19 protein-coding genes are annotated in these 21,323 nt (G+C 73.0%); 10 read left to right on the plus strand and 9 right to left on the minus strand.

All coding sequences use genetic code 11. The features are described from left to right. The first annotated feature begins 65 nt into the window (after positions 1-65). The 9 genes from rpmH to ACZ7KX_RS10145 all read left to right on the plus strand — a co-directional run bounded on the left by rpmH (position 66) and on the right by ACZ7KX_RS10145 (position 6,769). Positions 66-203, plus strand: a complete 138-nt coding sequence (gene rpmH / locus ACZ7KX_RS10105; protein ID WP_030059672.1) for a 50S ribosomal protein L34 — start codon at positions 66-68, stop codon at positions 201-203. Between the two features lie 18 nt (positions 204-221). Then, the gene (rnpA, locus tag ACZ7KX_RS10110) at positions 222-650 is read left to right on the plus strand and encodes a ribonuclease P protein component (RefSeq protein WP_350526574.1); all 429 of its coding nucleotides are present in this window, start codon (positions 222-224) and stop codon (positions 648-650) included. Further along, positions 647-961, plus strand: a complete 315-nt coding sequence (gene yidD, locus ACZ7KX_RS10115) for a membrane protein insertion efficiency factor YidD (protein WP_470326072.1) — start codon at positions 647-649, stop codon at positions 959-961. Before rnpA ends, yidD begins: the two co-directional genes overlap by 4 nt. Positions 962-964: 3 nt before the next feature. Beyond that, positions 965-2,122, plus strand: coding sequence for a membrane protein insertase YidC (yidC, locus tag ACZ7KX_RS10120; RefSeq protein ID WP_470326073.1), 1,158 nt, complete (start codon positions 965-967; stop codon positions 2,120-2,122). Between the two features lie 82 nt (positions 2,123-2,204). Then, positions 2,205-2,735 carry a Jag family protein gene (locus tag ACZ7KX_RS10125; protein ID WP_350526577.1) on the plus strand — a complete coding sequence of 177 codons (531 nt, stop codon included), beginning with the start codon at positions 2,205-2,207 and terminating at the stop codon, positions 2,733-2,735. Positions 2,736-2,913: 178 nt separating this feature from the next. After that, positions 2,914-3,732: a 16S rRNA (guanine(527)-N(7))-methyltransferase RsmG gene (rsmG, locus tag ACZ7KX_RS10130; RefSeq protein WP_470326074.1), complete on the plus strand. Its 819-nt coding sequence runs from the start codon at positions 2,914-2,916 to the stop codon at positions 3,730-3,732. Positions 3,733-3,977: 245 nt separating this feature from the next. Continuing rightward, a complete protein-coding gene (locus ACZ7KX_RS10135; protein ID WP_402806199.1) occupies positions 3,978-4,949 on the plus strand; it encodes a ParA family protein in 972 nt (323 codons plus the stop codon). Continuing rightward, positions 4,946-6,019 (plus strand): ParB/RepB/Spo0J family partition protein, encoded by a 1,074-nt coding sequence (locus ACZ7KX_RS10140; protein ID WP_470326075.1) that lies wholly within the window; start codon positions 4,946-4,948, stop codon positions 6,017-6,019. Before ACZ7KX_RS10135 ends, ACZ7KX_RS10140 begins: the two co-directional genes overlap by 4 nt. Before the next feature lie 132 nt (positions 6,020-6,151). Then, positions 6,152-6,769, plus strand: coding sequence for a GNAT family N-acetyltransferase (locus ACZ7KX_RS10145; protein ID WP_350526580.1), 618 nt, complete (start codon positions 6,152-6,154; stop codon positions 6,767-6,769). A 107-nt stretch (positions 6,770-6,876) separates the two neighbouring features. Here the strand turns inward: ACZ7KX_RS10145 and trxA are convergent, their stop codons facing one another. The 7 genes from trxA to ACZ7KX_RS10180 form a co-directional block, all read right to left on the minus strand. Next, entirely contained in the window at positions 6,877-7,203 is a 327-nt protein-coding gene (gene trxA, locus ACZ7KX_RS10150) for a thioredoxin (RefSeq protein ID WP_350525915.1), read from the minus strand. Between the two features lie 132 nt (positions 7,204-7,335). Then, a complete protein-coding gene (gene trxB / locus ACZ7KX_RS10155; protein WP_350525916.1) occupies positions 7,336-8,301 on the minus strand; it encodes a thioredoxin-disulfide reductase in 966 nt (321 codons plus the stop codon). Positions 8,302-8,474: 173 nt separating this feature from the next. Then, a complete protein-coding gene (locus ACZ7KX_RS10160) occupies positions 8,475-9,482 on the minus strand; it encodes a hypothetical protein (RefSeq protein WP_470326076.1) in 1,008 nt (335 codons plus the stop codon). Then, positions 9,479-10,219 (minus strand): RNA polymerase sigma factor SigM, encoded by a 741-nt coding sequence (gene sigM, locus ACZ7KX_RS10165; protein ID WP_470326077.1) that lies wholly within the window; start codon positions 10,217-10,219, stop codon positions 9,479-9,481. The genes ACZ7KX_RS10160 and sigM overlap by 4 nt, the downstream gene beginning before the upstream one ends. A 54-nt stretch (positions 10,220-10,273) precedes the next feature. Next, positions 10,274-12,289, minus strand: a complete 2,016-nt coding sequence (locus tag ACZ7KX_RS10170) for a protein kinase family protein (protein WP_470326078.1) — start codon at positions 12,287-12,289, stop codon at positions 10,274-10,276. A gap of 302 nt (positions 12,290-12,591) precedes the next feature. Further along, on the minus strand, positions 12,592-15,093 hold the full coding sequence (murJ, locus tag ACZ7KX_RS10175) for a murein biosynthesis integral membrane protein MurJ (RefSeq protein WP_470326079.1): 2,502 nt from the start codon (positions 15,091-15,093) through the stop codon (positions 12,592-12,594). A gap of 58 nt (positions 15,094-15,151) precedes the next feature. Further along, positions 15,152-17,578: a DUF6049 family protein gene (locus tag ACZ7KX_RS10180; RefSeq protein WP_470326080.1), complete on the minus strand. Its 2,427-nt coding sequence runs from the start codon at positions 17,576-17,578 to the stop codon at positions 15,152-15,154. Between the two features lie 468 nt (positions 17,579-18,046). Here ACZ7KX_RS10180 and ACZ7KX_RS10185 point away from each other — a divergent pair, with 468 nt between their 5' ends. After that, positions 18,047-19,471, plus strand: a complete 1,425-nt coding sequence (locus tag ACZ7KX_RS10185; RefSeq protein ID WP_470326304.1) for a CCA tRNA nucleotidyltransferase — start codon at positions 18,047-18,049, stop codon at positions 19,469-19,471. 105 nt (positions 19,472-19,576) lie between these two features. Here the strand turns inward: ACZ7KX_RS10185 and ACZ7KX_RS10190 are convergent, their stop codons facing one another. Next, positions 19,577-20,578: an LppU/SCO3897 family protein gene (locus ACZ7KX_RS10190; protein WP_470326081.1), complete on the minus strand. Its 1,002-nt coding sequence runs from the start codon at positions 20,576-20,578 to the stop codon at positions 19,577-19,579. A gap of 56 nt (positions 20,579-20,634) precedes the next feature. Next, the gene (locus ACZ7KX_RS10195; RefSeq protein ID WP_470326082.1) at positions 20,635-21,288 is read right to left on the minus strand and encodes an LppU/SCO3897 family protein; all 654 of its coding nucleotides are present in this window, start codon (positions 21,286-21,288) and stop codon (positions 20,635-20,637) included. Between the last annotated feature and the right edge of the window lie 35 nt (positions 21,289-21,323).

The raw sequence follows: 21,323 nt of genomic DNA on the forward strand, positions 1-21,323 counted from the left end.
CGCGGACGCACGGTGACGGCCAAGCGACTCCCCGTCATCCTACGATTCACCTCAGGAGCCCCCGAGTGAGCAAGCGCACCTTCCAGCCGAACAACCGTCGTCGCGCGAAGACCCACGGCTTCCGGCTGCGTATGCGTACCCGCGCCGGCCGCGCCATCCTGGCTGCCCGCCGTGGCAAGGGCCGCGCCAGCCTGTCCGCCTGATCCGCGCCAGAGTCTGTCGTGCTGCCCTCCGAGAATCGGCTGCGGCGGCGCCAGGACTTCGCGACCGCGGTGAAACGCGGTCGCCGGGCCGGCCGGCCCCTTCTGGTCGTCCATCTCAGCAGAGAGGGTGACCCCCAGGGGCAGACCGACCGGACCAGCGACTCCCGCCCGCACGTCGCCGAGGGGACTCCTTCGGCGCGTGCGGGTTTCGTCGTGAGCAAGGCCGTTGGTCCGGCGGTCGTCCGCAATCTGGTGAAGCGCAGGTTGCGTCATCTCGTTCGTGATCGTCTGTCCAGGCTGCCCGCCGGTAGCCTGATAGTGGTGCGTGCGCTGCCCCAGGCCGCGTCCGCCTCGTACCAGGACCTCGAACGGGACCTGGACGCGGCGCTGAAGCGGTTGCTGAGGGCCGAGCCCGCCGCCACGGCGCCGACGGGAGCAGGGCGATGAAGTACCTGCTGATGGGTCTGATCAGGGTCTACCAGTGGACGATCAGCCCACTGCTGGGTCCGGTGTGCCGTTACTACCCCTCCTGCTCGCACTACGGCTACGAGGCCGTGAAGGTACACGGGGCGGTCAAGGGCGGCGGTCTGACCGCGTGGCGCATCCTGCGCTGCAATCCATGGACGCCCGGCGGGGTCGATCACGTCCCGCCGCGCAAGCATCCGGTGTGGCACCGCCGGCTGCGTGATCTTCTGAGCCCCCAGAGCGGGACCGCCGAGCCGGAGCCGGTGGCGAAGCCCGATGCCCAAGGAGTCTGACCGGTGACCTTCGGTTTTCTGAGTCCCCTCTACACAGCAGTGTCCTGGATCATCGTCCAGTTCCACTCGCTGTACAGCCACATCTTCGACCCGGACGGTGGCTGGGCCTGGGGTCTGTCCATCGCCTCGATGGTGGTCGTCATCCGGATCTGCCTGATCCCGCTCTTCGTGAAGCAGATCAAGGCGACCCGGGCCATGCAGGCGATCCAGCCGAAGATGAAGGCCATCCAGGAGCGCTACAAGAACGACCGCCAGCGCCAGTCCGAAGAGATGATGAAGCTGTACAAGGAGGCGGGTACCAACCCGTTCTCCAGCTGCCTTCCCATCATCGTGCAGGCGCCGTTCTTCACCGCGCTCTACGGCGTGCTGGCCAAGGTGGCCAAGGGCCAGGACATCGGCGTCATCCACGGTGACCTGCTGGTGAGCGCCGGCAAGGCGCACATCTTCGGCGCCCCGCTCTCCGCGACCTTCCTCGGCAGCAGCGAGACCAGCGTCAAGATCGTCACCGCGGTGATGATCATCCTGATGTCGCTGTCGCAGTTCGTCACCCAGCGCCAGCTGATGACCAAGAACGTCGACCTCACGGTCAAGACGCCGTTCATGCAGCAGCAGAAGATGCTGATGTACGTCTTCCCGGTGATGTTCGCCGTGATGGGCATCAACTTCCCCGTCGGTGTCCTGGTCTACTGGCTGACCACCAACGTCTGGTCGATGGGCCAGCAGCTGATCGTCATCCACAACAACCCGACCCCGGGCAGCAAGGCCTTCCAGGAGCGCCAGGCGCGGCTGAAGAAGGCCGGCCGGCTGCGTCCGGACGGCACGGAGATCAAGGGCGCGCTCTGGGGCATCCTGCCCCCCTCCAAGGAGGCCCTCAGCGCCGCGTCGAGTGCGTCCGCGGTGGTCGAGGAGTCGGTGCAGGCGCGCCGCCAGCAGCCCCGTCGGCAGAGCAAGTCGCAGCGCCAGCACGGTGGCGCCGGTCACGCGACGGCCGAGCTGAGCAAGGACACCCCGGCCGAGGAACCCGCCGACGCCGTCCCGGCCGAGCCGGAGACCAAGTCGACGGCCGCCAAGCAGGCCGCGGCCAAGCCGACCGGCACCAAGCAGGGCACCCGGCAGCAGCCGAAGCGCGGTGGCGGCCAGCGGCCGAAGAAGAAGTCCTGACCGGCCCCGGGCCTGTTGTGACAGCCGCGAAGAGCTTCGTTCCCGGCCCGCCAGACGGGCCCATCTCCGAAGGAGTCCATCAGTGACGGAAGGCACCACCTCCGCCGTCGAGGCCGAGGCCGCCGCCAGCGCCGACGAGAGCCTCATCACCCGCCTGGAGCAGGAGGGGGACATCGCGGCGGACTACCTGGAGGGTCTGCTCGACATCGCGGACCTCGACGGTGACATCGACATGGACGTCGAGGGCGACCGCGCCCTGGTCTCCATCGTCAGCGACGGCAACGACCGTGCGCTGCAGCGCCTGGTCGGCCAGGACGGCGAGGTGTTGGAGGCGCTGCAGGAGCTGACCCGGTTGGCTGTCCACCGGGAGACCGGCGAGCGCAGCCGCCTCATGCTGGACATTGCCGGCTTCCGGGCCCGCAAGCGTTCGGAGCTGGCCACGCTCGGTGCCCAGGCGGCCGAGCAGGCGAAGAGCAGCGGCGAGCAGGTCAAGCTGCGTCCGATGACGCCGTTCGAGCGCAAGGTCGTCCACGACGCGGTCGCCGCGGCCGGTCTGCGCAGCGAGTCCGAGGGCGAAGAGCCCCAGCGGTGCGTGGTCGTGCTGCCGGCCTGAGGCCGGCGGATCGATGACCGGCCGCGGTGGCGGCCGGAGAGCTTCACCGGACGCGACCCCGTCCGCCTCGTGCGGGCGGGGTCGTCGTCCCTTCCGCGGGCAGCGGCCCGGCGGGAGACGTTTCACGTGAAACAGTGCGTTGAGCGGGTCGGTGGATCCGGGGATCGGAGAGGTCGAGATGGACACGGAGAACGCGGCTGCCGGCCGGCCGGGGGCGGACGTGGATCCGGCCGCCGAGGGGCGGGCCGCCGAGGTGGTGGCGCCGCCGGAGGCACCGGCCGTCGCCCGGGAGGTCTTCGGCGACCGTTACGACGCCGCCGTCCGGTACACCGAGCTGCTGGCGACCGCCGGTGTCCAGCGCGGGCTGATCGGTCCGCGCGAGGTGCCCCGGCTCTGGGACCGCCACGTCCTCAACTGCGCCGTGCTGGCCGAGCTGCTGCCCGCTGGCACCACCCTGTGCGACGTCGGCTCCGGCGCCGGCCTGCCCGGCATCCCGGTGGCGCTGGCCCGTCCGGACGTCTCGGTGACGCTGCTGGAGCCGCTGCTGCGCCGGACCACCTTCCTGGAGGAGGTCGTCCGGGAGCTGGGGCTGGAGAACGTCACGGTGCTGCGCGGCCGCGCCGAGGAGATGGTCGGCAAGCTCGCGGTGGACGTGGTGACCGCCCGCGCCGTGGCGCCGATGGAGCGGTTGGCCGGCTGGGGCCTGCCGCTGCTGCGTCCGCACGGTCAGATGCTGGCGCTCAAGGGGGACAGCGCCGAGCAGGAGCTGGCCGACTCGCGCGCCGGGCTGGCCAAGCTGGGCGCGGTCGAGTGGAGCGTGATCTCGGTCGGCGCCGGCACCCTGGAGACCTCCACCCGGGTGGTCCAGGTCAAGGCGGGGGAGAGCCCCGGCGGTGTGAAGGCCGCGACCCGGCGGGCCAAGGCGGCCCGGGCGGGCCGCACCGCGAGCGCCCGCAACGGCGAGCGCGGCCGGGGCGGGCGGCGCCGCGCCCGCTGAGCCGGGTGACGCGGAAGACGTACGGAGACGGGCGGACGGGCCTCCTGGACGGGAGGCGCGTCCGCCCGTCGTCGTCCGGGTGGCCAGCGGGACGACTCCGGGACACCGGAGTGTCGCAACGTCAGATTTCCGGCAAACCGGGCATGGTGTTTCACGTGAAACGTCGCTCCTTGCTCTCGGGCATCCTCCGCCGTGACCGGGCGGCGACTGTTGCCGCTCCGGTTTCACGTGAAACACTGACCCCCATGCAGGACTCGGAGACCATCGACCAGATCGATGACACGCCCATCGCGCGGGCTGCCCAGGCTGCGGTTCAGGCGATCGGCCGAGCGGGTGAGGGGCTTCCCCGGCCCGCCGCGACCCGGGTGATCGTGGTCGCGAACCAGAAGGGTGGGGTGGGCAAGACCACCACCACCGTGAACATGGCCGCCTCGCTGGCCATGCACGGCCTGCGCGTCCTGGTCGTCGACCTCGACCCGCAGGGCAACGCCTCCACGGCACTGGGCATCGACCACCACGCCGAGGTGCCGTCCATCTACGACGTCCTGGTGGAGGGCAAGCCCCTGGCCGACGTGGTGCAGCCGGTGCACGACGTCGAGGGGCTGTTCTGCGTCCCCGCCACCATCGACCTGGCCGGCGCCGAGATCGAGTTGGTCTCCCTGGTGGCCCGGGAGAGCCGGCTCCAGCGCGCCATCGCGGCTTACGAGCAGCCGTTGGACTACATCCTGATCGACTGTCCCCCCTCGCTGGGCCTGCTGACGGTCAACGCCTTGGTCGCCGGCCAGGAGGTGCTGATCCCGATCCAGTGCGAGTACTACGCGCTGGAGGGCCTCGGCCAGCTGCTGCGGAACGTCGAGCTGGTGCGCGCGCACCTCAACCCCGCGCTGCACGTGTCGACCATCCTGCTCACCATGTACGACGCCCGGACCCGGCTGGCCGCCCAGGTCGCCGAGGAGGTCCGGACCCACTTCCAGCAAGAGGTGTTGAGCACGGCGATCCCGCGCTCGGTACGCATCTCGGAGGCGCCCAGCTACGGGCAGACGGTGCTCACCTACGACCCGGGTTCGACCGGGGCGCTCTCCTACCTGGAGGCCGCCCGCGAGCTCGCGCTGCGTGCGGTGGGCCAGGGCGGCTCGCTGGTGGGTCAGCAGCGGGACGGCCAGCAGGGGCACGACGCCCCGGTGGCACAGCACGGCACGACGGAGGGTCATCAGTGAGTGGTCGCAGGGGTCTGGGTCGAGGGCTGGAGGCGCTGATCCGCCCCGCCGCGCCGGTGGACGGCGGGGTGGCGGCGACGCCTGCGACGGCCACGCCCGCACCGGCCTCGGTGGTGGCGAACGGCGCGCCGACGCCGGCCACGGTGCCGCCGCTGCCGGGTGGCCGCGGCACGGTGGCGGCCCGGGCGGCCGCGGAGAAGCAGGCCGAGCAGGCGCAGCCGGCGGGTGCCTACTTCGCCGAGCTGCCGCTGGACGCGATCACCCCCAACCCGCGCCAGCCGCGTGACGTCTTCGACCCCGACAAGCTGGCCGAGCTGGTCACCTCCATCAAGGAGGTCGGTCTGCTCCAGCCGATCGTGGTGCGCCAGGCCGGGGCCGACAGCTTCGAGCTGATCATGGGCGAGCGCCGCTGGCGGGCCTCCCGGGAGGCCGGGCTGGACCGGATCCCGGCGATCGTCCGGGCCACCGAGGACGACAAGCTGCTGCTGGACGCCCTCCTGGAGAACCTGCACCGGGCCGAGCTGAACCCGCTGGAGGAGGCCGCCGCCTACGACCAGCTGCTGCGGGACTTCTCCTGCACCCACGAGGAGCTGGCGGACCGGATCGGCCGCTCGCGGGCGCACGTCTCCAACACCCTGCGGCTGATGAAGCTCGCGCCTTCCGTCCAGGTCCGGCTGGTGGCCGGAACGCTGATGGCGGGGCACGCCCGCGCGCTGCTCGCGGTGCCGGACGCCGAGCAGCAGGAGCGGCTGGCCGCGCGGATCATCGCCGAGGGCCTCACCGTGCGCAACGTCGAGGAGATCGTCGTGCTGATGCGCGCCGAGGAGGAGGCGGACAAGCCCAGGCGCCAGACGCCCAAGGCGGGCAAGCTGCTCTCCCCGGCCTTCAGCGACCTGGCGAGCCGGCTGTCGGACCGCTTCGACACCCGGGTGAAGGTCGAGGTCTCGCAGCGCGGCGGCAAGCTGGGCAAGGGCAAGGTGGTGCTGGAGTTCGGTTCGGTGGAGGACCTCAACCGGATCCTGGACAGCATGGCCCCCGGTGAGGACGGTCTGCGGCTGTCGCAGGGCTGAGCCGGGCTCCGGGCCCGGGTGCACCGACCCGATGGGTGCATGCTTCACGTGAGCGCTGTTTCACGTGAAACATGCACCCATCGGTGTTCGTGGGGGAATGCTCGACCGTGAAGTGGAGGAGGAGGTGCGGGCATGGGACGCCGGATCGCTCCGCTGACGCTGGACAACCTCGGGGACCTGCCGGACGGCTGCCGCTCCTGTGTGTTCTGGGAGCTGGACCCGGTCAGCGCCAAGGCGGCGGTGGAGTCCGGGAAGACGGAGTCGGAGAAGGAGGGGTGGATCTCCACGGTGCTGCTGGAGTGGGGCTCCTGCGGTCGGATCGTCTACGTGGACGACCGGCCCGCGGGGTTCGTGCTCTACGCGCCGCCCGCCTACGTCCCCCGCTCGCAGTCCTTCCCGACCAGCCCGGTCTCACCGGACGCCGTTCAGCTGATGGTCAGCCGGGTGCTGCCGGGCTACCAGCGCCAGGGGCTGGGCCGGGTGCTGGTGCAGACGGTGGCCAAGGACCTGATCGGGCGGGGGGTCCGGGCGATCGAGGCCTTCGGCTCGGCCGGACGGTCGCCGACCAGCTGCGTGCTGCCGGCCGATCACCTGCTGGCGGTCGGCTTCAAGACCGTCCGGCCGCACGCCCGCTACCCGCGGCTGCGGCTGGAGGCGCGGACCACGCTCTCCTGGCGGGGGGACGTGGAGGGGGCGCTGGAGCGGCTGCTCGGCGGCGGGCGCAAGGAGCCGGCACTGCGACCCTTCTGAGCCGCGCGGGAGGCGACGGCCGGAAGAGGACCGGAAGCGGGCCGGAAAACGGCGGCGGGGCTCCCGGATGGGGAGCCCCGCCGCCGCGCGGTCGACGATCCGACGACCTAGATGAAGCCGTCCAGCTCACGCAGCAGCGCGGCCTTCGGACGGGCACCGGTGATGGACTTCACCGGCTCGCCGCCCTTGTAGAGGATCAGGGTCGGGATCGAGATGACGCCGTACTGGGCGGCGGTCGCCTGGTTGGCGTCCACGTCGAGCTTGGCGATGGTCAGCTTGTCGGCGTGCTCGGCCGCGATCTCGTCCAGGATCGGGGCGACCTGGCGGCACGGGCCGCACCAGGTGGCCCAGAAGTCGACCAGCACGGGCTTGTCGCTGTCCAGGACGTCGGACTGGAAGGTCGCGTCGGTGACGGTGGTGGTGGCGCCGGCCACGGGGACTCCTCGGGTTCGGACGGAGGGGGCTGCTGCCAGGTGAACAACGGGCGGGCCCGTTCTGTTTCTGCCCGGCGGGGTGCGGGGGTGTTACGGGGGACACCCCCGCGGGGGTGGGTCGGTGGCCCGGGGTCAGACCGCCACGGTGGCGGCCTGGGCCTCCAGGTCGTCCAGCGCGGCGAGGTAGCGCTCGGCGTCGAGGGCCGAGGAGCAGCCGGTGCCGGCGGCGGTGATGGCCTGGCGGTAGGTGTGGTCCACGACGTCGCCGGCGCCGAACACGCCCGGGATGTTGGTCCGGGTCGAGGGGGCCTCGACCTTGAGGTAGCCCTCGGCGTCGAGGTCCAGCTGGCCCTTGAACAGCTCGGTGCGCGGGTCGTGGCCGATCGCGATGAACAGGCCGGTGACGGCCAGCTCGCGGGTCTCGCCGGTGGTGGTGTCGCGCAGGGTGACGCCGGTCAGCTTCGGGTCGCCGTGGATGGCCTCGACCGCGCTGTCCCACTCGAAGCGGATCTTCGGGTCGGCGAAGGCGCGCTCCTGCATCGCCTTGGAGGCGCGCAGGGTGTCCCGGCGGTGGATGATCGTGACGCTCTTGGCGAAGCGGGAGAGGAAGGTCGCCTCCTCCAGGGCGGTGTCACCGCCGCCGACCACCGCGATGTCCTGGTCGCGGAAGAAGAAGCCGTCACAGGTCGCGCACCAGGAGACGCCGCGCCCGGAGAGCTTGTCCTCGTTCGGCAGACCGAGCTTGCGGTGCTGGGAGCCGGTGGTGACGATCACGGCACGGGCCTTGTGCACGTTGCCCTCGGAGTCGGTGACGGTCTTGACGTCACCGGTGAGGTCGACCGCAACGATGTCGTCGGGGATCAGCTCGGCGCCGAAGCGCTCGGCCTGGGCCCGCATGTTGTCCATCAGTTCGGGGCCCATGATGCCGTCCCGGAAGCCCGGGAAGTTCTCGACCTCGGTGGTGTTCATCAGCGCGCCACCGGCGGTGACGGCCCCCTCGAAGACCAGCGGCTTGAGGGAGGCACGGGCCGTGTAGAGCGCAGCCGTGTACCCGGCCGGGCCGGAACCGATGATGATCACGTTACGGACGTCGCTCACTGCTTCTCCTGGTTCGCATCGCGACCCGCGTTTGCTGCGGGGAGGGCGGTCCTGCTCCGCCGCCCGGGACAACGACTGACCAGTGTCTCGCATTCCCAGGCGGATCAGTACCAGGCGCCCGAACTCCGGAAGCGGCGTGCCGCGCTGGGCGTGGATCGCATGGGAACCGCTGGTCAGCGGCTGGGAACGCTCTGGTGCAGGACGATCCGGCCGCAGTCGGGGGCGCGCAGGTAGACGTCCACGAGGTCGGGCCGTCCGGGCACGGGGTAGACCAGGACGTCCACCGGGGCGCCGTCGAAGCTGCCCCGGTCGGTGGCGACCGGGACGCCGGGGGCGGGGGCCGGGCAGCCCGGCGACGGGGCGGAGGAGGACGGAGCCGGGGAGGAGAGCTCCGGCCGGGCGCCCTCGGCGGGCAGGACGCTCTGGGGCTCGGCCTGCCCGGTCGGCTTCAGTCCCGGTGCGGTGGCGGCGTTCCCCGAGCGGGCCAGCAGCTGCTGGATCTGGGTGGCGAGCACATCGGCCCGGTAGACGGTGCCGGCGCTCGCCGCGTGCGGGGTGCGGGCGTTCTGCGCCGCGGCGGCGGTGGTGTCCGCCGGGGCCCCCGCGCTGACCGAGGTGCCGGCCCGGTCGTCGGGGTGGAGCAGCACCGCCCCGCCGATGCCGACGGCGGCCAGGGCGGCGGCGGCACCGAGCAGCAGCGCGAACCGTCGGCGGGGGCGCGGGCGGCCGGGCCCGGTGGAGGCCGCGGGCCGGGACGGCGGCGCGGAGCGTCCCGAGGCGGCGCGGGCGGGCGGAGCCGGGGTGCCGGGACGGCGGCCGGGGGAGGGCTCCTGCGGGCCCGCCACGGCCGTGTGGCGGGCGCCGGGCGCGGCGTCCGGGGCGTCGGCCGACCCGGGCACGTCGGTGGCCTCGGCGGTGGCCTCGGCGGCGGCGCGCGCCAGTGCGGCGTCCAGTCGGGCGGCGACGTCGGCGGGCATCGGCGGGGTCTCGACGGAGCCGAGCAGTTCCTGGACCTCGGCGAGGGCGTCGACGGTCTCCCGGCACTCGGCGCAGTCGGCGAGGTGCCGGTGCAGTGCCTCGACGGCCATGGGGGAGTCGATCAGCCCTTCGGCGAGGTCGGCGAGTTCGTCGACCGGGGGGTGCCCCCCGGCGTGGTCGGGGGAGGAGGGGGTGGCGGTCATCGTGTGCTCGCGTCTCCTTCCAGCATCGTCCGACCGGTGCTCGGGCCTGTCCCTCTGACGGTGCGGGGGCCCGTCGGGTTCCCCGGGGTGCCCCGCCCCGGTGGGGCAGAGCCCGGGGCGCCCGGTGTTTCACGTGAAACATCCGGCCCGCCGCCGCCCTCGCGCAGGTGCCGCACCAGCGGGAGCAAGCGGGCCCGGCCGCGCGCGCAGCGGCTCTTCACGGTGCCCACCGGGACGCCCAGCAGCTCGGCGGCCTCGGCGACCGGGTAGCCCTGCATGTCGACCAGCACCAGCGCGGCCCGCTGTTCGGGGGGCAGTTCGTCGAGCGCCGCGGTCACCTCGCGGTGCAGCTCGGCTCGGACCACCGTGGAGTCGGCCGGCTCGGCGGTGCCGACCAGGGTGTCGAGCCGCTGCGGGTCCTCGTCGAGCGGGGTGGTGCGGCGGGTGGCGCTGCGCCGGGCGCGGTCCAGGCAGGCGTTGACCACGATCCGGTGCAGCCAGGTGGTGACGGCCGAGCGGCCCTGGAAGCCGGCGGCGGCGCGGAAGGCGGAGACCAGGGCGTCCTGGAGCGCGTCGGCGGCCTCCTCGCGGTCGCCCAGGGTGCGCAGGGCGACCGCCCAGAGCCGGTCGCGGTGGCGGTTCACCAGCAGACCGAAGGCCTCCCGGTCACCGGCGACGTGCCGGGCGAGCAACGCCGCGTCGTCGTCCGTCCGGTCCACGCTGTCCGCCACCGCCACCTCTTCGTCTCGCCGTGCGGGTGTCGCCCCACGGCCCGCCGCGGGACCGTCGGGTCAGCCGGTGACCTTGACCTCGGCGACGCGGCCCTGGAACTTGCCCTCGGAATTCTTCGGCAGGCCGGTCAGCCAGATCAAGAGGTAGCGGGTGGTGACCGGGTTGTCCAGGGAGAAGTCGGCCGCGGGGCCGCTCTTCTTGCCCACCACCGAGTAGTCGCTGAGCGGGGCGCCCTTGGGGTTCGCCGTGGCCGCGGTGTTGGGCACCCGGAGCTCCGCCGTGTGGTTCCCGACGAACTGGACGTTCACGGAGTTGACGGACTGCGGCGAGCCGAGGTCGATCAGCAGTCCGGTGCCGGCCTTGTAGAGGTTCGGGGCGAACTGGTCCTCGTACCACTGGGTGATCCACTGCGTCTCGGGCTTGCCGTCGATCGCGTTGGCCAGGGTGTCCTTGCCCTCCGCCCCGTCGCCCAGCGGGTTGTACGACTGCGCGTCCTTGATGGCGATCGGCGCCGGGTTGTGGCTGCTGGGCTGCGGGCTGGGCGCGGTGCTGCTGACCGAGGGCAGCGGGGACGAGGTCGCGGCGGTGCCGCCGCCGTTGTCGGTGTGGCGCAGGTGGTCGACGAACTGCCACGAGGCGACGCCGATCGCGCCGAGGGCGACCGTCCAGGCGGTGGCCTTGGCCACCCGGCGCAGCCGCCGCTTCATCCGGCGGGAGGCGGTCGGCCGGGAGGAGGCGGGCAGCGGGGCGACCGCCGGGTCGGCGACCCGGGTCGGGTTGGGCGCGGTCGGCAGGGAGTGGGTGTTGTGCCGGGGCGGCACGGGGTAGGCGGGCAGCTCCGGCTCGGGCTGGCGGATCCGGGGCATCTGCGCGATCGCCCGGACCAGCTCCTCCGGGGTGGTGATCGGCTCGGCGTGGTGCGGCGGGTGGTCGAACAGGGCCCGTGCGGCCAGCTCGGACAGGCCCTTGTGGACCCCGGCGCGGACCTGGTCGGGCGCGACGTTCTGGAGGCCCTTGGGCAGGCCCCGGAGGTCGTAGCGGTCCTCCGGGTACGGCCAGCGGTGGGTGAGCGCGGCGAACAGCAGCGCGCCGATCGCGCGGGTGTCGGTGCGCTGGGCGTCCTCGGCGGAGTCCTCCGGGGGCAGCCCGCGCAGGGCGGCGTCCACCGCGATGCCGTTGATCCGGTACTGGCCGCTGTCGGTGCGCAGCACGCAGCGCGGGGTGAGCCGCAGGTGGGCCTGGCCGCGCCGGTGGGCGGCCGCGACCGCGTCGGCGACCTGGCGGACCATCTGGTACGCCTCGTGCGGCTCCATCGGCCCGTTGGCGAGCAGCCGGGCCAGGTCGGAGGAGTGCGGCAGCCACTCCCGCACGACGACGACCAGCTCGCCCTCCTGGACGGCGTCCAGGACCTGGACGAAGCGCGGGTCGCCGAGCAGGGCGGCGGACTTGGCCGCGGCCAGCACCTTGCGGGCCCGCTGGTGGCCGGAGGCCATCAGGTGGATGCCGACGGCCCGGCGCAGCTTCTCGTCGACGGCGCGCCAGCTGCTGAAGGTGTCGGTCTCGGAGATGCACTCCTCCAGCAGGTACCGGTGGCCGATCATGTCGCCGCTGCGGTGCTGGGGGGCGGGGAGGGTGCGCGGGAGGGTGGCGGTGTCGCGCGGGTCGACCGTGGGCTGCGGGTCGGTGGGGCGGCGTTTGGCGGGCGCCGGCGCGGCGGCGGGGGCCGGCTTCTTCCGGGCGGAGCCCGCGGCGAGTTCGGCGGCGATCTCCTTCACCGAGAGCGGGGCGGTGATCTCCGAGGTCTCCTCGCTCACGGAGGTCTCCGGTCCTCGCGCGGCGGCGTCCCCGGGAGCGTCCCCGTCGGTGCTCCCGCCGGTGTTCTTCCCGTCGACGTCCGCGCGGTTCTTCCCGGGAGCGGCGGCAGCGGTGGGGGCGACCCCGCCGTCGACGGCGGAGGCGCGCCCGGCGGTGTCCTTCGCGACGGCGAGCTCGTCGATCGCCGCGGCCAGCGCGGCTTCGTCCGCCGCCGCGTCAGCTGTTGACGTGTCGACGACCGCCTTGGTGCCATCAGCCACCGTGGTCCTGCCTCCCCTTGTGTCGCCCCGGCTGAGAGAGTCGCTGGAGCCCGCGGGTTGGCGGCCCTGTGCTCCAGGACAATTGTGCCCACTCTTCTCCACCGGGTACGACCGCTGAGGGGGCGTCTCGGTTGCCCACCGGTGGAGAGATGTGGTGCAGATAGGACACCGGGTCACCATCAGGCCGCCGGGCGGGCCCGGGGCGACTGGCGGCCCAGCAGTCGGCCGGACGAGCGGCGGAGCTGTCCGCTCCGGTTGACGCCCGCTCAGGGCGCCCGCTCGTCCGGCCGTCGAAGGGGCGGTCAGCGGCCCAGTCGGCCGCGGACCATGCCCAGCATGGCGTTCAGTTCCTCGATCCGCAGGCGCTTGGCGATCAGCACGAAGACCGCCAGCTGCAGGCCGCCGGCCACGACGAGCGAGGCCACGCTGCCCGGCCAGCCGCCGAGCACCTGCTGGACCGCCAGGCTGGCGCCGAGGCCGACCAGGGCGGCCGGGACGCAGGCGGCGGCCAGCCGGCTGTACGTCTTGCCGATCCGCTTGGTGTCCAGCCCACCGATCTTCTTCTTCAGCTTCGGCACGGCCACCATCACCCCGATGGCGTAGGCGAAGCCGTAACCGAAGGCCATGCCGATCACCGTCCACTGCGGCGGGAGCAGCAGCCAGCACAGCACCGAGAAGGTCGCCTGGCAGACGGCGACCCAGACGGTGTTGGAGAACGGCGTCCGGGTGTCCTCGTAGGCGTAGAAGCCGCGCAGCATCACGTACTGGGCCGAGTACGGGATCAGGCCCAGGGCGAAGGCGGAGAGCATCAGGCCGACGTTGGTGGCGTCGTTCAGGACGGACTCGTTGCCGCCGACCGCGTAGATCGAACGGCCGATCACCGGACCGAGCGACAGGAACAGGAAAGCGGCCGGTACGACCGCCACCGCGGTGGTGCGCAGACCGTAGGAGATGTCGTCGCGGACGGCTCCGGCGTCCTCGTCGGCGGCCGCCCGGGACAGCCTGGGGAGCACCGCGCTCATGATCGAGACGGTGATCACGGCCTGCGGCAGCTGCCAGATCAGCAGGGCGTTGGAGAACGCGGCCAGGCCGACGCCGGTGTGGCCGGCCGCTGCGGCGGCGTCGCCGGCGTTGGTGGACAGCTGGGTGATCACCAGGTAGCCCGCCTGGTTGGCGAGCACGAAGAAGAACGTCCACTTGGCCAGCCGGGCGGCCTTGCCCAGGCCGTGGCCGCGCCAGTCGAAGCGGGGCCGGAAGCGGAACTCGGCCGCCCGCAGGTACGGGATCATCGCCAGCGACTGGACGACCAGGCCGATCAGGGTGCCGAGGCCGAGCAGCCGCACGCCCTCGGGCGAGATGGCCTCCGGGGTGACGTGGGTGGTGCCGAACCCGCCGTAGACCCAGATGTAGGCGGCGAAGGTGAAGATCACCACGATGTTGTTCAGGACCGGGGTCCACATCATCGCGCCGAACCGGCCGCGGGCGTTGAGGATCTGGCCCATCACCACGTGGATGCCCATGAAGAAGATCGTGGGCAGGCAGTAGCGGGCCAGCGCCACCGTGGTGTCGGCCCGCTCCGGGTTGGACATCATCGGGTGGGCGATCAGCTGGACCAGGACGGGCGCCCCGAGGACCGCGAGGAAGACCACGCCGCCGAGCCCGACCATCACCAGGGTGAGCAGCCGGCTGGCGTAGGCGGTGCCGCCGTCCTCGTCGTTCTTCATGCTGCGCACCAGCTGCGGCACGAAGACCGCGTTCAGCGCGCCGCCGCCGATCAGGATGTACAGCAGGGTCGGCAGGGTGTTCGCCGCGTTGTACGAGTCACCCATCACGCCGACGCCGATGGCCAGGGTGATCACCATGGTCCGGACGAAGCCGGTGCCGCGGGAGACCAGCGTGCCGGCCGCCATGATCGCGCTGGAGTTCAGCAGGCTCGCGACCTTGCCGCCCCCGCCGGCCGCCGGGGCCGCCGCGGGCTCCGGCTGTGCGACGTGCTCCTCGGCGGCGAGGTCCGCCAGCGGCTCGACCGCCGGGGGCACCGCGACGGCGGCCACCTGCATGGTGGCCTCCTCCTCGGAGAGCGGCGGGTCGAACTCGATCGGCGGCACGAAGGGGCGCTGCCCGTCCGGACCGCCGTGCTGCTGCCGACGGCCCGGGTGGCCGCCCGCCGGCGGGTACGGCGCGGGGCCGCCCGGCGCGCCCGTGCCGCCGGGCGGCACGGCTCCGGGCATGCCCGGGTGGGCGGCCTGCGGGGGCTGCGGGGCGTGCGGGGCCTGCGGCACCGGCGGGGCCGCGGTCTCCGCCTGGCGGCCGCCGAAGAGTGCGTCCACCCCGACGTACTCGGTGGTCTCGGTGTCCCAGGCGGAGTGCGCCGGGCCGGGCTCCCACTGCTGCTGCGGCTGCTCGGCGCCGCCCCAGTGGGGGACGGCCGCCTGGGCCGGAGTCGCCTCCGGCTGCCAGCCGGCCTGCGGCGGGGTGTCCCAGCCGGGCTGCACCGGCGGCACCGGCGGCGAGAACTGGTCCGCCGCCTGGTACGGCGCCGGCGGCACCGGCGTGGGGTAGCCGCCGCCCTGCGGCGGCAGCTGCGGCGGCACGTCATACGCGGCGGCCTGCTGCTGCGGCTCGGCCGGCCGGCCGGCCCGCAGACCGTACGGGTCCTGGCCGTCCTGCGCGGTCCCGTAGGCGTCGGCCGCGTACGGGTCCTGGGCGTAGGTGTCGGCCACGTACCAGTCGCCGGACGGCGACTCGGCACCCGGCCGGCTCTCACCGCGGCCCGGCGGCCGCTCCTCGCTGCGCCCGGTCATGTCACCTCTTCGATGTCGTGGGGGGAGGCCGGCCCGGCGTCACGGGGGGTCGGCGGTATCAAGGACCAACCTTCTCATCACTGGCGGCCCGATCCCGGCCATCCGGGCTGCTGGCGCGCAGTGTCTGCGCGGGACCCTCACCAGCGGCATCGTCCGCCGGCCCGTCCCCGTCGGAGCCGGTGTTCCCGCTCTCCCCGTCCGCCGTCGGCTCCCCGGCCTCGGCGCCGTCCGCGGCCGGGCCGTCCCCGACCGGCTGGTCGCCGTCCTGGTGCGGCTGACCGCCCCGCCGCTTGCGCTGGCGCACGAAGCGCACCGCGGCCAGCAGCAGCAGCAGGCCGGCGCCCGCGAAGACGTACAGCACCCCGTTGGTCACCGAGGTCACCTCGACCGTGAACGTGCGGGCCTCGCCGTACGGTCGCGGGTTGGGGCCGGTGGTCCACAGCTGGGCGGTCATCTGGACCGGCCCGTTGTTGTGGGCCTCGGCCTGGTAACGGAGGGTGGCGCTCTGCGAGGCCGGGAGGACCAGGTCCTCCGGGTTGCTCACCTGCAGCCTGTTCGGCTGGAGCGAGGTGAGGACCAGCTTCAGGTTGGTGACCGTCTGGGTCAGGTCGTTGCGGACGCTGACCTGCAGCAGGCCGGTGTCGCCGGCCAGCGTGACCGAGGTCTTCTCCGGTACCTGGACGGCCTTGGTCAGCTCCTTCAGGTACTGCGTGACGCCCGTGCGGTAGGCGCCGCCGGCCGGGGCCTGGGAGCGCCACTCGGTGGACAGCGAGCGGACCATGGCGGCGTTGAACGGGCCGCGGACCCGCTGCGGCAGGGTGAGCACCCGCATCAGCGTGTCCAGGTCGTACTGGATGCGGTTGGTGCTGTCCAGGTCGGTCGCCGTCAGCTCCGAGGCGCGGGCCTGGGTCGGGTAGTCGGTGGCCGCCGGGACGCCGGTGTTGGCCTTCTCGTCGGGCGAGGACTGGGCCACCGCGTCCAGCTTGACCGGGGCGATCCACTTGCCGGTCGCCTGCTGCAGGGCGTTCGCCAGCACCTTGGCGGTGGCGACGCTCAGCTCGCGCGGCGGCATGATCAGCAGACCGCGCTGGTTCTGCGGCTGCTCGTGGGTGATCGCGAAGGTCTCGGCGAGGAAGCGCTGGGTCGACTCGGTCTGGTCCGTGCCGGCGCCCAGGTCCTTCTGGAAGAGGTCGGAGACCGTCTCGTCGGCGACCACGGCGCTCTGCCCGTTGCCGATCGGGCGCGCCGCGCTCGGGGTGTAGTTCAGCGCGTCCGGCTCCGGCATGCTCGCCCCGTTCGCCAGCAGCAGGCCGCTGCCCGCCTGCTGGGCGAGCGAGGCGATCTTCTGGTCGACGTAGCCCTGGTAGGGCCAGGCGATGTCGGAGCGGGTGTCCACGGAGAGCCGGCCCTCGACGGTCAGCCGACCGGCCGTGGCCGCCTTGTTCAGCGCCGTGGGCATCCCGGGCAGGTCGGCGCCGTTGTGCGCGATCGAGGCGATGTCCGGGTCGGCGTACGGCAGCGCCACCACCTGGCTGTCCGGCTTGGCGACGGCGGCCCGCAGCTTGTCCAGCCAGGCGGCGGCCGCCGCCGAGCCGTTGCGCGCGACGGTGTTGTCGTCCCTGGCCGGCTTGCCCGCGGACTCGGTGCCCGGGTTCTGCACCCGGTACGGCTTGGTCATCGCGAGCGCGGCGTCCAGCAGGTCCGGGTCGACCACCCAGGTCAGCCCCGGCAGCTTGGCGCCGGTGTCGACCAGCTCGTACAGCCGGCCGCCCGGGGCGAACTCGGCGGCCAGGCTGTCGTCGCGCAGCACCGGCACGGACTGCTCGTTGTCGGCGACGGTCTGCGCGGCCAGCACCGGTGCGTGCACCAGCGGCCACAGCGTGGCGACCTTCGTCGGCTGCGCCTCGGCGCCGCCCGGGTTGTACGGCAGGAAGCTCCGGGCGATGCCCAGGGCGCGGTCGTGCCCGTTGTCGGCGGTCGAGCCCCAGGCGTCCACCGCGAGCTCGTACACGCCGCTCGACGACAGCCCGAGGTCGTTCACCGCGACGCTCAGGGTGTACGGCAGCGTCTGGCCCGGGTTGAGCTCCGGCAGGGCGTACTGCGGGCTGTCCAGCTCGACGCCGTCCCGCTCGATCGGCGTGGTGCGGCCGGCCACGTTGGCCAGGTCGCTGCGCCGGTCCAGCGGCCTGCCGGAGTACGGCTTGCGGACGGCCGCGTGGGCGTTCTTGAGCGCGGACTTGCCGGCGTTGGTCACGTGCCCGGTGATCGTCACGGTGCCGTTGGGCACGGCCACCTGCGGGGCCAGCGACTCGATGCTCAGGACCACCGGGTACTCGGCCGAGGCGGCGTTGCCGGCGGCCGGGTGGGTGTCCCCGCCGGCCGGGTGGGGGTCTCCGCCGGCCGTCAGCGCACCGGCCGGGGCGGCCGTGAAGAGGGTCAGGGCGGCCGCGCAGGCGGCGGCGAGGCGCAGGCCCGCCCGGCGCACCGGATGACGTCCCGCGGCGGGGCGTTCGGCCCCTCCAGGCTGTCGGTGCGCCCCCAGGCCCGAGTGCCGTGCCGGCTCACTCACTCGCTTCGCCCTCGCCGTTCTCGATCGCTGCTGATGCTGTCCGTCCCGTCCGGCGCGGTCGCCCGACGGTGTTCGCTTGGAACTCTTGAAATTCTTGAAACGCTTGAACTGTTCGTCCGACGCCGTCGCCGCACCGCTTCCGCGGGAGTTCCGCAGGCCGTGGCGGCACGCGACACCGCATCCCCTGTCCGGTGCCCGAGACTCGTCCACCGGCATGGTAACGATGCAGCCTGCGGTGCAGTGTTGCGGGCTGTGGGGTGAGACGCCCAAAACGCGCGGGCGGTTGACCTTCCGGGGCACGTACCCTTGTGAGCCGTGTCCACTGCCAATGAGCCCACCACGCGCACCGACCGTCCCAGCACCGCCGTCCGGGCCGTACCAGGCCTGAGCGAGGCCCAGACCCTCGGTCTGCAAGAGCTGCTGCGGGTGTCGCCGGTCGCCGACGAGATCGCCCGCCGCTTCCAGGCGGCCGGTCACCGGCTGGCGCTGGTCGGCGGCTCCGTCCGGGACGCGCTGCTCGGCCGGCTCGGCAACGACCTGGACTTCACCACCGACGCCCGCCCGCAGCAGGTGCTCAAGCTGGTGAAGGGCTGGGCGGACGCGGTCTGGGACGTCGGCATCGCCTTCGGCACGGTCGGCGCCCGCAAGGACACCGCCGAGGGCTCGTTCCTGATCGAGATCACCACCTACCGCTCCGAGGCCTACGACCGCACCTCCCGCAAGCCCGAGGTGACGTACGGCGAGAGCATCGAGGAGGACCTGGTCCGCCGGGACTTCACGGTCAACGCGATGGCCGTCGACCTGCCCGGTCGCGGCTTCGTCGACCCGCACCACGGCCTGGAGGACCTGGAGGCCCGGGTGCTGCGCACCCCCGCCACCCCCGAGGAGTCCTTCTCCGACGACCCGCTGCGGATGATGCGGGCCGCCCGCTTCGCCGCCCAGCTCGACTTCGACCCGGCGCCCGAGGTGGTCGCCGCGATGACCGCGATGGCCGAGCGGATCACCATCGTCTCGGCCGAGCGGGTCCAGGCCGAGCTGAACAAGCTGCTGCTGGCCAAGCACCCGGTGAAGGGCCTGCGGCTGCTGGTCGACACCGGCCTGGCCGGGTACGTGCTGCCCGAGCTGCCCGCCCTGCGGCTGGAGCGCGACGAGCACCACCGGCACAAGGACGTCTACGAGCACTCGCTGACCGTCCTGGAGCAGGCCATCGGCCTGGAGCAGGACGGCCCGGACCTCACCCTGCGGCTGGCCGCGCTGCTGCACGACATCGGCAAGCCGCGCACCCGCCGCTTCGAGTCGGACGGCCGGGTCTCCTTCCACCACCACGAGGTGGTCGGCGCCAAGATGACCCGCAAGCGGATGCGCGAGCTGAAGTACTCCAAGGAGCTCACCGAGGACGTCTCGCGCCTGGTCGAGCTGCACCTGCGCTTCCACGGCTACGGCGGCGGCGAGTGGACCGACTCCGCGGTGCGCCGCTACGTCACCGACGCCGGGCCGCTGCTGGAGCGCCTGCACAAGCTGACCCGCTCCGACTGCACCACCCGCAACAAGAAGAAGGCGGCCACCCTCGCCCGCACCTACGACGGTCTGGAGACGCGGATCTCCGAGCTGAAGGCGCAGGAGGAGCTGGACGCCGTCCGCCCGGCCCTGGACGGCAACCAGATCATGGAGCTGCTCGCCATCAAGCCCGGCCCGCAGGTCGGCAAGGCGTACAAGCACATGCTCGAACTCCGCCTGGAGCACGGCCCGATGGAGCACGACGAGGCGGTCGCGGCGCTGCGCGCCTGGTGGGCGGAGCAGCAGGGCTGACGCCGGCCGGGGCTTCCGGCACGACGCGAGGGGTGGTCCCGGCACCGGCCGGGGCCACCCCTCGCGTCGTGCGGCGGGCTGTCCGAACTGCCCGGGCCACGAGAGCTACGAGAGCTTCTTGAGGCAGAGCACGTAGTTCAGGGACGGGAAGTTGGTGTAGGTGCGGGTGTACCAGCTGTCAGCCTTCGACTGCTTCTCGCAGACCTTCTCGTCGGACGTGGCGAGGTACTTGTAGATCACCTTGTACTGCGCCTTGGCGTCGGTGCAGGGCAGGACCGAGACCTTCGGGTGGGTGTCGGTGGTCTCGCCGGCCGGGCCGTTCTCGTTGTGCAGGCAGTCGCCCGCCTTGGCCTGGTCGACGCTGTCCGTGTCGGCGGTCGGGGTGGTGACCGGCGGCAGCGTGATGCTCGGCACCGCCGGCATCGTGAAGGTCGGCGACGGGAAGGCCGGCGGCGGCGAGGGCGTGAAGGTGAAGGACGAGGCCGACGGCGAGGGAGCCGCGATGATCGGGTCGGACGGGTCGTCGTGCTTCGCCGGGCCGAGCACGCCGGTGGCGGCCAGGGCGACGGTGACCGCCAGCGAGACCGGCACCACCAGCATCGCGATGTGCGGGCGGCGGGTCAGCGGGACGCCCGGGTCGAGCTGCGGGCCGTGGCTGCCCGGGACGGGCGGCTGCAGCTGCTTGAACCGGTTGTGCGGGCCGAGGTTCATCAGCAGCGTGATCGGGGTCAGCAGCCACGACACCAGGCTCCACCAGCCCTGGACCAGCGTCCGGGCGGACATGTCGCGCACGGTGGCCGTGCCGCAGGTGCGGCAGAACGGGCCGGACATCCGAAGCATGCGGTAGGCCACGAGCAGGCCCTGGTGGCCGCGGACGGTGGCGTTCACCGCCGGGTAGCCGCCGCAGAACCGGCAGGTCAGGCCGTCCACCGGGCCCTGGGGCGGGTACCCGTAGCCGTAGTCGGCCGGGGGCTGCTGGTAGCCGTACGGCTGCTCCGGTGGCGGGGCGCTCGGATAGCCGTACCCGGGCTGGCCGGGCGGCGGCGCACCGTAGCCACCGCCGGAGGAGTAGGGGTTGCCGTCGCCCGGCGGCGGACCGTACGGCATCTGGGGCGGAGGCGGAACGGACAAGTGGTCCCCCGGGGACGGAGTGGCGGAAGGGTTCAGGACTTCTTCACCGGCGGGACGCCGGTGGAGGCGGGTGTCATCGGGCCGAGGCAGAGCACGTACCGCTTCTTGTTCCAGCGGCGGCCGCTCTTGCCCGAGACGGCGCTCGTGGTCTGCGGCGTCTGCTTGCACCGGTTCACGTCGGTGGTGCCTTCGAACTTCGACAGTACGCGGTAATTCGCTTTGGAATCAGTGCACTTGACGATGTCGACATCACGGGAGCCGCTCACCCGCACACAGTCGCCGGGCTTGGCGCTGCTGACGCTCGGCCCGGCGACGAAGTACCCGACCGCCAGGGCTATGCAGCCGCCGACCAGGCCCACGGCCTTCAGCTTGGACTTGGTGCCGAGCTTCTTCGCGGGGGCGTTCGGCGCTGCGGGCGCGGCCTGCGGGTAGCCGTACGCCCCGGCGGGCGGCTGCTGCCCGTACGGAGCCTGCCCGTACGGGTTCTGCCCCGGAGGCTGCTGGCCGTACGGCTGCTGCCCGTACGACGGCGGCGCCCCGTAGCCGCCCGGGGCGGGCTGCCCGTGGCCGGGCGGCGGACCGTACGGCGCTGCGGGCGGGGGGACGGGCGCACCGTACGGCGGCGCGCCGGGCGGCCCCGGCGGGGCCGGTTGCGGCGGCCCGTACGGGTTGGGCGGTGTGCTCATCAGTTCGTCCCCCGAGACAGAGTGCTGTCGCTCCG

Source organism: Kitasatospora sp. NPDC038210, assembly GCF_055600605.1.